Source organism: Butyrivibrio hungatei (assembly GCF_900101605.1).
In the GTDB taxonomy this organism is placed as follows: domain Bacteria; phylum Bacillota; class Clostridia; order Lachnospirales; family Lachnospiraceae; genus Butyrivibrio; species Butyrivibrio hungatei_B.
This window is the reverse complement of sequence record NZ_FMUR01000006.1, coordinates 40,667-54,406: the sequence shown is the minus strand read 5'-3', so window position 1 is coordinate 54,406 and position 13,740 is coordinate 40,667. Positions and strand designations below refer to the sequence as shown.

Below are 13,740 nucleotides of genomic sequence, written 5' to 3'. Positions count from 1 at the left end.
ACGTATAAAGGAGCATTTGGTACGAAAAAATTGTTTGTAGAAATAGCAATAGGTATAGCATGTTGTCATTTTCTCGCAGGATGCGCTAAATCTGAGATAAAACAGCAAATGAAACAGCAAGTAATCCGGAAAATATGGCTGTGACAACCTCAGAGTGTGTTGCAGAGATAGAACGACTTAAAGAGACGGAGGCGATTTTTGTTATATGAGCCTGAGGCCGGTCGGGGATATATTGAGACAAGAAAGTTTAGTGAATTTATCAAGTGTGCCGGAATGGTTGTTGGGTCAGCTATTCTGCTTATTTTAAATTATCGCAGGGTGGAGAAGAAATATAGGAAGAGAGCCAAGGTAAAAAAGTACGATTGAAATAAATTACGTCCCTTTCAAGATAGACCGAAAGGGACGTAATTCATTAGCTGTTATTATCAAAATTATTTTTTAGATTGCTCATACTCCTTGAGCTTTGCCTTGAGAGTTTCTATTTCAAGATTCTTATCAGCGATAGTGGCATCTCTGGCGGCAATAGTAGCTTTGTTATCGGCAATAGTGGCATCTCTGGCGGCAATAGTAGCTTTGTTATCGGCAATAGTGGCATCTCTGGCGGCAATAGTAGCTTTGTTATCAGCAATAGTGGCATCTCTGGCGGCAATGGTAGCTTTGTTATCAGCAATGGTGGCATCTTTTTTTGAGATTTCCTGTTCGAACTTCTCTGCTGCATCTGTGTATCCGGCAGTATATTGAGAGTTCATCTGTTCTCTGTAACGACGCTGACCTTCGAGAAGGTCTTTTGCACGGTTGTCGTAATTAAGTTCAAAGATCAAGTTGCCTACCTCCTTTATATCGGGATGATCCTTTGCCAGAGCCTTAAATTCTTCCCAAGTTGTTGCGTTGAAAAGTTTTGCCCAAAAGACAAGATTATTGCTGATATCTTCTTCTGTAGCAATATCAATGTGGTTTAATTGTAGCACATTTATACCGAATTTATCAGTGTATAAATCGTGGCTTTTCAGATTGGTAAGACGATATTTGGAATAAAATTCCTCTGTAGCATTTGGAAGAAGCTTTTGATCGGTGATGCAAAACAGTGTGGTGGGCTTTATAAGAGAATAGTCTTCTCCGCTGCCGATGTTGTCATATGCGCGGCAAAGATACAGTATTGAACGTGAAGTCCAGTATTTATCAGGATATACTTGAAGCTCAATGTTAAGAATTTCATCGTTGTTTAGAGTGAGTTTGATATCCATGATGGTTTCTTTACCTGTACTGTTAAGATCAATCGGATTGGTTACTAACAGCTTTTTGACATCCTTCGGAGTGATTCCTTTAAGAGCACATACGAGCCCCATAAGCGCATTTTCAGATTTTTGCATGACGTAGTGGAACATCATGTCGCTCATTAGCGTAAATTCAATTTCGCCTGTTGCCGTTTCATAGGTGAGATTTTTTGATTTACCGTTTACTTCGGTCATTTAGATAATTCCTTTCAGATTAAAATAGAATAGGCATTATGCCCTGTTGTCGGCATTGAATGGCTGTTGAAAAGCCGCCGACTGAATAATGATATCAGATAAATCTTAAGAAATACCGTCGAAATTTCTTAAGATTTTATGTATATGGTAGATTTTTGTGTGGGGTTAAATACGAAAATTCTATTTGACGCGCGTCAAATAGAATTTTATAATATAGAAAACATTTGACGCACGTCAAATAAAAACAAAGGATGTAATATGGCAAAGGTAATAAGAGAAACTCAGGATCTTACATATTTAAATTGGTCGCATGTGCGAAATTCTTCCGGAACGGCAGGGACTTATCTGAAATCGAGTTCGATCATAGGCGGTCACAAGAAGTATTATAAGCTTTCAAACTTTGATTTGGAAAAGGGGATAGTGGGACATGAGTGTATAAATGAAATAATAGTGGATAGACTTCTTGATATTCTTGGAGTGGAACATCTTGAGTATGAACTGATAAATGCTGATATTGAGATTGATGGAAATATATACAACACGTATCTTTGTGCATCATATGATTTCAAAGAGCGTGGAGAGAGTAAGGCTTCGCTTGATGATTTCTACAGACTTAATGCGCAGCCTGGAGAATCACATTATGATTTCTGCATTAGGATGGGATGGAGAGAGTATATCGAGAATATGCTGGTAATTGATTATCTTATCCTTAATCGAGACAGACATGGAGCTAACATAGAAGTGCTGAGAAATGCAAGAGCGCATACCGTTAGGGTTGCGCCTCTGTTCGATCATGGATTGTCTCTGTTATGTTCTTGTTCGTCGGATGACGATGCAAAAAAATTTGACATAATGGGAGATAAACAATGCAATAATTTCATAGGCAGCAGATCAACTTTTGAGAATCTGTCTCTTTTATCCACCAAAGGAAAAACGCTGAAAGGAATACTTGAGGCTAAGCATAAAGAAGAGATATTCAAGGATCTGGAGGGGGTATTGTCAGACTTTTTTATTGATACTATTTGGAATATGATCTATGGAAGGTACAAGGTTTATGAAAATCTATGATATCTATGATGAAGATAATAGTCTTGATATAGGCGTTTTACTGTACCATGAAAAGAGCAAGTCGTTTATGATTGAGCTTAGAAGCGAACTTGATGAGTGGACAGCGCCGCTTCTTTTTGCGAGTTTTGTGAAAAAAGAAATCTATACAATCCCAAGGGAAGCGAGTTTGATGTGGGTGAGAGAACGTGTTATTCCCATAGGAAGGCAGAATATAGGCAATATACTGTCTACTCACAAGCTGAAAGAGTATGATGAAATGAAATTTTTGGAATTGGCGCAAGGACGGTGTTCACAGGATGGACTGTGCATACGGAAGATAGATGAGCTCCCTGAATTTGTTGCGGAGAGGGATGCGCATAATCTGGTTGATTGTACAGCGCTTGCAGGAGATTTTTTGCTGTGTTTTTTTAAAGATAAAACAGTAAAAAAAATATCCCTATCAGACATTGCGGACTTTCAGGGAGTAGATAAGGTAATCGCAAACAGAGGACTTTATGAGTCATGTAGCCTCGGATGGGGGGGGTATTATGTTACGTTCAACGATTCCATAGATATTCCGTCATGGATTCTTTATGAGAAAGGACGAATTATTGATGTTTCTTATGAGGATATTCTTACTTTTATAAGTAAGAATATTGTCGATACGACTAAGGCATGTGAGCTGCTTGAGTGTACAAGGCAGAATCTTTCGTATCTGGTTAAGCAGCATAACATAGAGCCTGTTATGACCGGAGTTAATGGGAATCTTTATCTCAAAAGTCAAATCACCGGCTGACCGCAAATGTCAGGACATTCATAGATGTTTGAGTATATATACATTCTGGGTTATAATGATGTAGTGTATGCGAAAAAATAGATGCTATACGGGGAACTTCATTCGGAGGGTGTATGATTATCATTCAACTTAAGGGCGGTCTGGGTAACCAGATGTTCCAATATGCGCTGTATATAGCGCTGAAAAACAGAGGCAAGACCGTAAAGATTGATGATGAAACGGGATTTGTAAATGACAAGCTAAGGACTCCGGTTCTTGCCGGATATGGGATTGATTATGATAAGGCCACTAAGGAAGAAGTTGTTGCTCTTACGGATTCCAAGATGGATATCATAAGCCGTATCAGAAGGAAACTTACCGGAAGGAAAACCTTTAGAATAGATGAAGTATCGGGAAGATTCGATCCCAAGATACTTGAACTTGAAGATGCGTATCTTGTCGGATATTGGCAGAGTGATAAATATTTCTCGCAGGAGAGTGATATCAGGGATATCAGACATGCTTTTGAGAAGAGACCTCAGGAACTTATGAGCGATGCTGTGAGCTGGTCAGTGCTTCAGCAGATAGAATGTTGTGAGTCTGTCAGCCTTCATGTGAGAAGAACCGATTATATAGATGCGCAGCATAAGCATGTTCACAATCTGTGTTCGGAAAAATATTACAAAGATGCGGTAAACAAGATACTGCAGGAGTATCCCGACGCTGTATTTTTTATCTTTACCGACGACAAAGAGTGGTGTAAAGAGCACTTCAAGGGACCAAATTTCAATGTTGTTGAACTTGAAGAGGGTGAAGGAACTGATATAGCCGAGATGATGCTTATGAGCAGATGCAAGCACCATATTATAGCGAACAGTTCATTCAGCTGGTGGGCTGCATGGCTTAATGATGCACCTGACAAGCTGGTACTTGCTCCTTCCAAGTGGATAAACAACAAAGATATGGATGATGTCTATACGGACAGAATGACAAAGATTGCGATCTGAGCAATGCGGAATTAAATGATACGGAGCAATCTACATATCATTCAGGAAAAATACAAAAGAGGGATATAAGAAAACGTACAGATTATGAGTAATACCGATAATAAAAAAGTCAGTTTATTTTCAAAACTCAGATATATATTTGATAGAAAGCAGAAGGGACAGTTGGTAATATTGGCTGTCCTTATACTCTTTGGTGGTATTTTTGAAACATTTAGTATTTCAATGATGATTCCTGTTATGGCAGGCATTATCAATCAGGATAAGCTCCAAAGTGCCATTGAGGATAACAAAGTTCTAAGAATTATTGCAGAAAGTCTTAATCTCGGTACGGGATCCGAACTGGCTGCTAAATTGACGGTTTGTCTGATTGTTTTGTTCCTGGTAAAAAATGCATATCAGATATTTCTTATCTACAGGCAGAATACCTTTATCACAAGAGCAAGAAACGACATGATAAGCAGAGTCATGAGGGAATTTTTGAACAGACCTTATGAGGATTATCTCGGTGCAGATATTCCGACTGTTTTTAGAATTACAGACAGTGATATACCAAGAACATTTACGCTTATGTTATCGCTTTTATCGCTTTCTACGGAATTGGTCGTTTCCATGGGACTTGGAATGGTGCTTATTATAACCGATCCGATCTTGACGGTTATATGCGTGTTTGTTTTTGTTGCATTAACTCTTTTTAATACCAAAGTTTTAAAGCCTAAGCTTAATAAGACGGGAAAAGAGAATCAGGAAACCCAGTCAAGGATTGCAAAGTGGAGACTGCAGGCAATATATGGTCTTAAAGATGTTAAAGTTCTGAACAGACAGGATTTCTTTATAAGAAATTATTATGAGTCAGGTAAAGTCGGTGCGGATCTGGCAAGGGATTACTCCGTACTTAATAATATGCCGAGAACTCTTATAGAGACCGTGTTTGTAGCTGTTGTCCTCTTGTATGTTCTCTTTTTTAAGTTGAATTCAAACGGTGTACAAAATGCAGGCGATGTTGATAAATTGATAATCGCGCTCGGACTTGTTGCTACAAGGCTTATGCCCGCGGTTAACAGGATAAATACTTATATTGCCGAGATTGCCTACAACCAGTACAGCCTTGATTTTGTATATAACAATCTCACGGATTCAATGAAGATGGATAAGGCGATGAGAGCGGAGAGAGCTGCAATCGCAGGTCCCGAGCTTCATTTGGAAAAAGAGATTGAGATAAAAGATATCACTTTTGCTTATCCGGACGCTGAGACAAATATATTTACCGGAGCAAATATGGTTATTCCTAAGGGAAAATCAGTCGGTATCATAGGACCTTCGGGTGCCGGTAAATCAACTGTTGTGGATATTATCCTCGGTCTTTTGCATGTGCAGAGCGGTGAGATTCTCTGCGACGGAAGCAATATATTCAGTAATTACGATTCATGGCTTGCGCAGATAGGTTATATTCCTCAGACAATCTACATGGTTGATGAGTCTATAAGAGAGAACATTGCATTCGGTATAGATGCAGACAAGATTGATGAGGACAGAATCTGGGAAGTTATGGAAGAAGCCCAGCTTGCTGAGTTTGTAAAGAGCCTTCCGGAAGGACTTGACACGAAGATCGGTGACAGAGGTGTGAGACTTTCAGGCGGACAGAGACAGCGTATAGGAATCGCGAGAGCTCTTTATCATAATCCGGAGATACTTGTGTTTGATGAAGCTACAAGTGCTCTTGATAACGAGACGGAGGCTGCCGTTATGGAGGCTGTCAACAGCTTCCACGGAAAGAAGACAATGATCATCATAGCCCACAGACTCAATACTATTGAGAACTGTGACATCATCTATGAGGTTAAGGACGAGAAGATCACACAGACTACTCTCGAAGGCAGAAACGTTATTCACTGACGCTTTGCTTTTTCAGAAGGAAAAGATAATATGATCGGAACAGAATTTATAAAAGGATACGGACTTGGAAATCAGCTCTTTTTCTATGTTGTGACAAGGTGCATGGCTGAGGAAAAAGGTGTGGATTTCGGTTTCATAAATCCCGGTCAGGTGGGAAACGTTTTTCACTCGAATAAGGGAATGTACTTTATGGACATTGACCTTGGAACTGAGATACCGCCTGAGGACAGAGATAAATATACAATCTTTAATGAGCAGGACGATCGCCTTTACATGGGCAATTCAAGGCACGACATGAGTAACGGGTGTTACATAAGCGGTGCGGACAAAAGACTTTTTGAGATTGAGGACAATACTCTTATCTATGGAAATCTTCAGGATGAGAGTTATTTTGAGAAATATAGGGACAAGATAAAAGACTGGCTCAAGGTTAAGCCCGAGGCTGAGTCATATGAATATACAAGCGACGATCTCTGCATCATCAACATAAGAGGCGGCGAGTATACAAATCACCCCGAGCTATATCTTGACAGAAAATACTTCTTAAATGCGATAGAGCATATGAAGAAGATAAATCCAAATATGAGATTCATGGTGGTAACTGAGGATGAGGAAGCTGCAAGAAAGGTGCTTCCGGAGTACGAATGCCATCATTTCGATATGGGAAAAGATTATGTTACTTTGAAGAATGCGAGATATCTGATCTTGTCGAATTCATCTTTTTCCATAATGCCGGTGCTTTCAAGTACGGAACTTAAGTATGCTATAGCGCCAAAATATTGGGCTAGACATAATATCTCAGACGGCTTCTGGTCCTCTGAGCAGAATATATACAGTTTTTTGCATTATCAGGACAAAAAAGGTCGTATATTTGAGGCAGACGAGTGCAGAAAAGAACTTGAAGAATATAAAAAGAGATCTGTGCTCTATGCAAGAAGAAATATAAGGCCCGGCAAGATAAGGCTCTTTTGCCAGATAATCAGAAGAAAGAGCCTGTACGGTGTCTTTTACCTAAAGAAGATTATCAGAAGCCTTGAGAAGAGAGTCGGAATTATCAAGAAATATCAGTGTTGATCGGATTATAAATTTGATCAAAGTGCGATAGACAGAGGAACGAAATGGAAAAAAAGATTAAGCTCCCTCAGGTTACGCTCTGTGCCATGACGAGTGTCAACGTCTATGAGACTGTGCAGGCGCTTAAATACAGCATGAGGGAAATCGAGTTTGGTGACGTTGTTCTGGTTTCGGATAAGAAGCCTTTTTATCTGCCCAAGAATATCAGATTCAGCTATACATCTAAGCTCGACAGTATCGATAAATTTAATTACAAAATGGTCTATGAACTTAAAGACCACATAAATACTGATTTTGTGCTGCTTGTACATGCGGACGGATTTGTTATTCATCCCGAGAACTGGAATGACGAGTTTCTTGAGTACGATTATATCGGATCGCCCTGGCCGCTTCCGAAGAACGATTATGCATACAGGGACAGCAAGGGCACGATATGCAGAGTCGGAAACAGCGTCTCCATAAGGTCCAAGAGACTTTTGGAATTCCCTTCCAAGTATAACCTTAAGTGGGAAAGAGTTGACGACGGATTCTACAACGAAGATATTTTTATCTGCTGTCATTCCAAGAATGCGATGGAGGAAAAGGGCTTTAAGTGGGCGCCTTTTGAGCTTGCTCTTACATTCGGAAGAGAGCATCCGTTACCTGAAAATAAGGGCATAGAGCCGTTTATTTTCCACAAGTGGTGGGGAGAAAATGCAAATTATCCCAGATTTTACAGCCCGAAGAAACGCTTTAAGATGGCTGTCAGACCGTTCCTGTTTTGGAGAAAGACAAAGAAGTGGAAAGAGGAGCATAATATCACATGATCTTTTCAATCATAGTTCCCGTGTGCAACGGCGAGAAGTATATCCGTGAGGCGGTTGATTCTGCGCTTGCACAAAAAGTAAATAGCGAGGATATGTTTGAGATCATTCTTTCCGAGAACGGTTCGAGCGATAGAACTCCTGAAATATGCGATGAGTACGCCGCTACAAATGATAATGTTTCGGTAATTCACAAGGGAAAGATCGGGCTTTATCAGGCGAGGCAGGAGGGAATAAAGGTCAGTAAGGGCGATTATATCCTTGCTCTTGATGCCGATGACAAGCTCGTTCCCGGAATGTTGTCGAAGCTCGCAGGTCTTATCAGGGATTATGAGAAAAAAGGAAGTACTCCCGAGCTGATTTTTTTCAATGCGACGGAACTTGACGGAGATAACGCGAGGCTAAAAGATTTTTCTTTTACAAACGGAAAAATTTACAGCGGTGATGAGAAGCGCGCCTTTAAAGAACTTGTATTAAAGGGTGATTACCTGAATGCCATGTGGATAAAGTGTATTCACAAGAGTATTGCGTTTATAGATACCGAGAGGATAGGTCTTAACTACGGCGAGGATCTTCTGCAGACCGCGGAGTACGTGGACAGAGCCAAAGGGATAGCCTACTTGGATGAAATCCTGTATTATTACAGAAGAAACGAGCAGAGTCTTACTGCAAGCTACAACAGAGCATTTCTTGATAACCAGAAGATTGTCTGGGGAGAAGTGGACAGATTGGGGAATAAATGGGGGCTTAACGATCTCTTTGATATCCTTGATAAGAGAAAAAGTCTTACCTGTGCCATTGCGGTAGCCAAGATTATTTATTCGGGGCTTTCGTACAGGCAGAAGAAGGTGAAGCTTTCAGAATTGTTCCATGATGATTTTTATAAAAAATATTATGCTGAGACTCTTCCGGCTTTTGCTCCCGAAGAAGACACCCATGTGCATGGGCTTATGATATCGGATGAGGGTAAAGCGCTTTACAGAGAGGCTTTTGTTAGTACCGTTAAGACTGCGGTCAAGAAGATTATAGGCAGGGCATAACAGATGGTTTATGATTTAATACCATTTTTCAACGAACTTGATATATTAAAGCTAAGGCTTGGAATTCTCGATAAGTACGTGGATAAATTCATTATTGAAGAAGCTACGGTGACTTTTTCGGGAGAGCCCAAGGAACTTTGTTTTGATAAGAACAGAGAGCTTTTTAAGGATTATCTTCACAAGATAGTTTATATAACGGTTGATGATACACCTATGGATATCTCAACGCATGAAAGAGATTATTATCAAAAGAACTGCTTAAAGCGCGGACTTGAAGAAGTGGGCGCGACGGCAGACGATGTGCTTATCTTCGGAGATGTCGATGAGATACCGAATCCGTCCGTTCTTGAGAATATTATCGCAAGCTTTGACAAGAATAAGGTATATCATTTGGCTCAGAGAAACTTCTATGTTTACATGAACATGGAAGAGAAGTCGGGAAAGCTTTTGTCCATAACGGGAGAGTTTCCGGAAATAGCTGAAAAAGACAGAAAGTGGCTTGGAACCAAGATCACGTCACTTGATAATATCCCTAAGGAAGGGATTGTAAGGCTTCGCGATATCATCCCCGTAACTGATGAGAGGTCGGTGCGAGTTGCGGACGGCGGATGGCATTTCGGATATATGGGCGGATACAAAGAGACCAATCCCGCAAAGAGGATAGGAATCAAGGTAAAGGCTGCCGCACATCAGGAACACAATGACAAAGAGGTTCTTGCGGAGACTATGGATCATCTGGTTCTCGGTCAGGATATTTTCGGCAGGGCTGCAAAGTTTGAAAGAGGCGAGATAGATGATTCATATCCTGCATATCTTCTTGAGCATATGGATGAATACGGACATCTTGTTATGCCCGGGATAACTGCAGCATCAAAGCTCTATCATTACTTGGATATTACGGCGGGAAGATTTATGAGAAAAGCTTTTCGCAAGATAAAAAGAATTCTTAGCAGGTAGATAACATGAACTTTTTAAGTGAAGAAAAAAAGGCTAAACTTAGTGAAGTTTTATTTTACGTTGCGCTTACCATAGAGCTTGGTATAATGCTTTTGGAAAAGTCTGTTATTCATATGTACAGTTATCAGAGCTATGTATATCGGCTGACTTTTCTTATGACACTTATTGCGGTGCTTTTATTAAAGCATGACAAGAAAGAGTGGATAATAATAGGCGCTGTATGTGCTTTTACTTTTATAAGTTACAGGATCTCGGGAAAAAACGATCTGCTCAGATATGCGGTATTTATGATGGCCGCAAGGGATATCGACATTAAAAAGGCGATGAAGTACATCTTGTATGTTTCGGCAGCGGGGTATTTTCTGATAGCTTTTTTATCCGTGATGGGAAAACTTGGAGTTACGGCTCAGCCGCCGCATGATTACGGAAGAGGTGTCGTGGAGATGCGGTATGAGCTTGGCTTTGGCCATCCCAACACTTTTTACGGAAGTGTGTATGCGTTTGTGCTTCTTTGGATGTGGATTTACGGGGAAGCCGCTACTTTGAGAGAGTGGCTGCTTGTTTTTACTCTTAATTTTATGTCATGTGTTATTTCGGCAAGCAGAACAGGTATGCTGATAAGTTTTATGACATTTGGCATCGGCTTTTTGGCAAGGTATTGCAAGAAAATCGGAGAAAGTAAGATTGTATATATACTTACGGCACTTGTCACACCTGTTTTCTGCGTCGCTTTTTCCGTGTGGTCGGCTATTGTAAGTAAAGTGCCACGTTATGAGTTTGAGCATAAACATTATAAGTTTATCGAATGGATCGATTCAAAGCTGAATAACAGGATACATGACCTGTACAGGGAGACCGAGAAACATGCCGGTTCTATTTGGACATGGAAGCTTTTTTCTGACGGAAGTAGCGAAGAGACATTTGATATGGGCTGGGTAAGGATTTTTTACTGGTACGGAATAATTCCGGCAATTGTTATCGCGGCACTTATTGTTTTGATCATATATATTTGTTATAAGAAAAAAGATATTTGGACTTTGGTAATAATCTTATCGCTTTCAGTCTACACGATCGTGGAAGCGACATTTGTGTCGGAATACATTGGCAGGTTGTTTATTCTTCCCGTGATAGGAGCGTATCTTGGGGAGTTTGTAAGTAGAAAAAAGGATGGAGAATGTCTGAAAAGTTAAGGAAAAAGATTTTTTATATACTGATGGCGGCAGCCTTCTTGTCGGTGCTTATTTATGCGTTTCTCACTCCGAATATGTCGGATGATCTTAATTATGGAAGAGACGTGGCGGAGGCTGAGAATTTTTTTGATCTCTTTAAGCAGGAACATGAGCACTATATGAATCACGGCGGTAGAAGTGTCGCGCATTTTATTCTGAGAGTATTTTTGTTTATGGGGACCAAGAGCGTGTTTAATGTGGTCTCTGCAGTTGTATTTACGATTCTTACTTTACTCATATATGCAAATGTTGATATGAGAAGAAAGTATGATATAAGAGTTTATGCGGTAGTTTTAGGGTTTTTATGGCTGCTTGATCCTACGATCAGTCAGACTGTATTTTGGGAAGACGGTGCCTGCAACTACTTGTTTACAACAACTATCCTGTTGGGATTTATGACTTATTTCAGAAAATGTATGATTGCTGAAAAGAAGAACAATTTGGCTTTGATGATCGTATTTTCTGTCTGGGGAATCCTGGCGGGATGGTGCAATGAGAATACTTCAGGTGGAGTTATTCTGTTTTTGCTCGTATTGCTTTATCTTAAATGGAGAGAAAAAAAGAGCTTATCTTTCATCAAAACATGGATGATATGCGGGCTGATAGGAAGTTGCACAGGTTTTTTAATAATGTTCTTGTCACCCTCTAATTTTACGAGGGGAAGTGACGCGGCAAGTAAGGAGGCTCACTCAGGCCTGCTTGGCATCATGGCGAGATTTTTAAAGATAATCTTAAATATAAAAGAAAATTATATTGTTCTTACACTTATGTTTGTGGTTCTTTTGATACTTATACGAAGTATCTGTGCTTCAAAAGAAAAATATTCAGAAGTATCAGGTTTTATGAAGGTTATGGGATTCATAGCTCTCATTTCGGCGCTGGCACTTATCGCGGTTCCGGAAGGCCCGCAACTGAGAGCTTACTATGGCGCAAGTATTTTCCTTATGATCGCTGTTATCAACGGTATTGCTGTTGTTGGAAATATGGCAAATCTTATGGTATCAGCCGAGGACAGTTTACTTGAGAAGTTAATTCAGGGACTATATACTTCAGCAGTCGTTGTTATGGGAATCTGGCTTTCTTTTGTATATATTGAGCAGGGAGCGCTTGTTGCCCGTGTAAACAGAGAATACAAAGAAAGATATGATTATCTTGAAAGACAGGCTGCAGCAGGTGTTGAGGACGTTGAAGTGCCTATGCTCCGACCGCAGTGGTATAGCAAATATACGGATATGGCATATGAATGCGATATAGTGGAAGGATGGGTTGGAAACGAAGAGGATCCCCGCTATGGTGATTATTATGTAAACAGAAATGTTTATTGTGAACAATATGGATTTGACAGTCTTACCGGAGTTGAAAGGGAAGGCTGGACAGAATATTAAGGTAGGAGTCGTGACATCGAATGTAGGATTCCCGTAGTTTTTTGTTTGTTGTAACATGGAGAAAGTTTTGAACACAGAAATACTCGTTAGCATCATAATCCCTGTATATCAGGCGCAGGACACGCTCAGAGAGTGCGTCTTGTCTTGTGTTACCCAAAAAGGGATTGAAGGTGATGCTTTTGAGGTTATTCTTGTTGATGACGGTTCCAAAGACGAGAGTGCGAAGATTGCCGACGAGCTTGCCGAAGAATACGGGCAGGATAAGATAAAGGTCAAACATATTAAGAACAGAGGCGTTTCCGGAGCAAGAAATATCGGTCTTGAGATGGCGACAGGAAAATATGTGTCTTTTGTTGACGCAGATGATACAATATCTGAGGGTTGTATTGCAAATATGCTCAAACATGCAGACGAAGATACGGTTTTGACTGACGGAAGTGCTGATATTGATTCGCCATATGTGTTAAGCGGTTATCAGTATATTGAAGATTTTACGCTTGAGAGTAACACGCATGTGTGGGGAAAGCTCTTTTTACGAAAAAGGCTTTCGGAAGAACATATCATTTTTAAAGAGGGGCTCACTATCGGAGAAGATCTGCTTTTTTTACTTGATGTGGCACTTTCCGAAGGTAAGAAAAAAGGCGTAAAAGTTGTTCCGGCAGGCCGTGATGATTACAGATATTCGGACAATGAGAACGGAGCAATGAAGGCTTCATTTAAAGCAAGTTTTCTTGACCAGCTTACGTGCTGGGAAGAGGCAGAAGCTAAGCTCAAAGAGGTTTATGAGTTTATCTCCGTTTATTCTTTTGTTAAAGTTGCTGTTTCACAGATACTTACGGCTTTGCTGGTAATTGGTAAAGTAGCCGTCGTTCCCGACGATGAAAAAGACAATGATCTTGCGCGTGAGGCAGTCAAGGCTGCGGGAGACAGGATCAGGCACGCTTTGAAGACAAGAGGAGCATTTGCCGCATTGTCTTTTGGACATAAGATAAAAGTTATTGTATTTAAGATCAGTCCTAAACTTTATGTAAAGATGTATGCAAGATATAAGGACAGGTGAA

Annotated in this window: 13 protein-coding genes; 12 read left to right on the top strand and 1 reads right to left on the bottom strand. The window is 40.3% G+C overall.

Annotated features, from left to right (window positions below; genetic code table 11):
* Positions 1-198 precede the first annotated feature (198 nt).
* A complete protein-coding gene (locus BLP87_RS15990) occupies positions 199-366 on the top strand; it encodes a hypothetical protein (protein ID WP_176756604.1) in 168 nt (55 codons plus the stop codon).
* 65 nt (positions 367-431) lie between these two features.
* Here the strand turns inward: BLP87_RS15990 and BLP87_RS05085 are convergent, their stop codons facing one another.
* On the bottom strand, positions 432-1,469 hold the full coding sequence (locus BLP87_RS05085) for a PD-(D/E)XK nuclease family transposase (protein ID WP_074461737.1): 1,038 nt from the start codon (positions 1,467-1,469) through the stop codon (positions 432-434).
* A gap of 258 nt (positions 1,470-1,727) precedes the next feature.
* Here BLP87_RS05085 and BLP87_RS05080 point away from each other — a divergent pair, with 258 nt between their 5' ends.
* The 11 genes from BLP87_RS05080 (at position 1,728) to BLP87_RS05030 (ending at position 13,739) form a co-directional block, all read left to right on the top strand.
* Positions 1,728-2,537, top strand: a complete 810-nt coding sequence (locus BLP87_RS05080; protein ID WP_027209156.1) for a HipA domain-containing protein — start codon at positions 1,728-1,730, stop codon at positions 2,535-2,537.
* Positions 2,524-3,312: a hypothetical protein gene (locus tag BLP87_RS15710; protein WP_083334487.1), complete on the top strand. Its 789-nt coding sequence runs from the start codon at positions 2,524-2,526 to the stop codon at positions 3,310-3,312. Before BLP87_RS05080 ends, BLP87_RS15710 begins: the two co-directional genes overlap by 14 nt.
* Before the next feature lie 113 nt (positions 3,313-3,425).
* Complete coding sequence (locus BLP87_RS05070) at positions 3,426-4,298, top strand: alpha-1,2-fucosyltransferase (protein ID WP_074461736.1); 873 nt, start codon at positions 3,426-3,428, stop codon at positions 4,296-4,298.
* A gap of 84 nt (positions 4,299-4,382) precedes the next feature.
* The gene (locus tag BLP87_RS05065) at positions 4,383-6,191 is read left to right on the top strand and encodes an ABC transporter ATP-binding protein (RefSeq protein WP_074461735.1); all 1,809 of its coding nucleotides are present in this window, start codon (positions 4,383-4,385) and stop codon (positions 6,189-6,191) included.
* A gap of 30 nt (positions 6,192-6,221) precedes the next feature.
* Positions 6,222-7,265 (top strand): alpha-1,2-fucosyltransferase, encoded by a 1,044-nt coding sequence (locus tag BLP87_RS05060; RefSeq protein ID WP_074461734.1) that lies wholly within the window; start codon positions 6,222-6,224, stop codon positions 7,263-7,265.
* 44 nt (positions 7,266-7,309) lie between these two features.
* Positions 7,310-8,071, top strand: a complete 762-nt coding sequence (locus BLP87_RS05055; protein WP_242846594.1) for a DUF5672 family protein — start codon at positions 7,310-7,312, stop codon at positions 8,069-8,071.
* Entirely contained in the window at positions 8,068-9,108 is a 1,041-nt protein-coding gene (locus tag BLP87_RS05050; RefSeq protein WP_074461733.1) for a glycosyltransferase, read from the top strand. Before BLP87_RS05055 ends, BLP87_RS05050 begins: the two co-directional genes overlap by 4 nt.
* Positions 9,109-9,111: 3 nt before the next feature.
* Complete coding sequence (locus BLP87_RS05045) at positions 9,112-10,065, top strand: glycosyltransferase family 17 protein (RefSeq protein WP_074461732.1); 954 nt, start codon at positions 9,112-9,114, stop codon at positions 10,063-10,065.
* Positions 10,066-10,070: 5 nt separating this feature from the next.
* Positions 10,071-11,255, top strand: a complete 1,185-nt coding sequence (locus BLP87_RS05040) for a hypothetical protein (RefSeq protein ID WP_074461731.1) — start codon at positions 10,071-10,073, stop codon at positions 11,253-11,255.
* Positions 11,240-12,679, top strand: coding sequence for a DUF3329 domain-containing protein (locus BLP87_RS05035; RefSeq protein ID WP_074461730.1), 1,440 nt, complete (start codon positions 11,240-11,242; stop codon positions 12,677-12,679). Before BLP87_RS05040 ends, BLP87_RS05035 begins: the two co-directional genes overlap by 16 nt.
* Positions 12,680-12,746: 67 nt before the next feature.
* Positions 12,747-13,739 carry a glycosyltransferase family 2 protein gene (locus BLP87_RS05030; protein WP_074461729.1) on the top strand — a complete coding sequence of 331 codons (993 nt, stop codon included), beginning with the start codon at positions 12,747-12,749 and terminating at the stop codon, positions 13,737-13,739.
* The last annotated feature ends 1 nt before the right edge of the window (position 13,740 follow it).

What these genes read in the sequence shown, in the direction of transcription:
- BLP87_RS05085 (WP_074461737.1), bottom strand. Translation starts at nt 1,469, where the DNA reads ATGACCGAAGTAAACGGTAAATCAAAAAATCTCACCTATGAAACGGCA.
- BLP87_RS05080 (WP_027209156.1), top strand. Translation starts at nt 1,728, where the DNA reads ATGGCAAAGGTAATAAGAGAAACTCAGGATCTTACATATTTAAATTGG.
- BLP87_RS15710 (WP_083334487.1), top strand. Translation starts at nt 2,524, where the DNA reads ATGAAAATCTATGATATCTATGATGAAGATAATAGTCTTGATATAGGC.
- BLP87_RS05070 (WP_074461736.1), top strand. Translation starts at nt 3,426, where the DNA reads ATGATTATCATTCAACTTAAGGGCGGTCTGGGTAACCAGATGTTCCAA.
- BLP87_RS05065 (WP_074461735.1), top strand. Translation starts at nt 4,383, where the DNA reads ATGAGTAATACCGATAATAAAAAAGTCAGTTTATTTTCAAAACTCAGA.
- BLP87_RS05060 (WP_074461734.1), top strand. Translation starts at nt 6,222, where the DNA reads ATGATCGGAACAGAATTTATAAAAGGATACGGACTTGGAAATCAGCTC.
- BLP87_RS05055 (WP_242846594.1), top strand. Translation starts at nt 7,310, where the DNA reads ATGGAAAAAAAGATTAAGCTCCCTCAGGTTACGCTCTGTGCCATGACG.
- BLP87_RS05050 (WP_074461733.1), top strand. Translation starts at nt 8,068, where the DNA reads ATGATCTTTTCAATCATAGTTCCCGTGTGCAACGGCGAGAAGTATATC.
- BLP87_RS05045 (WP_074461732.1), top strand. Translation starts at nt 9,112, where the DNA reads ATGGTTTATGATTTAATACCATTTTTCAACGAACTTGATATATTAAAG.
- BLP87_RS05040 (WP_074461731.1), top strand. Translation starts at nt 10,071, where the DNA reads ATGAACTTTTTAAGTGAAGAAAAAAAGGCTAAACTTAGTGAAGTTTTA.
- BLP87_RS05035 (WP_074461730.1), top strand. Translation starts at nt 11,240, where the DNA reads ATGTCTGAAAAGTTAAGGAAAAAGATTTTTTATATACTGATGGCGGCA.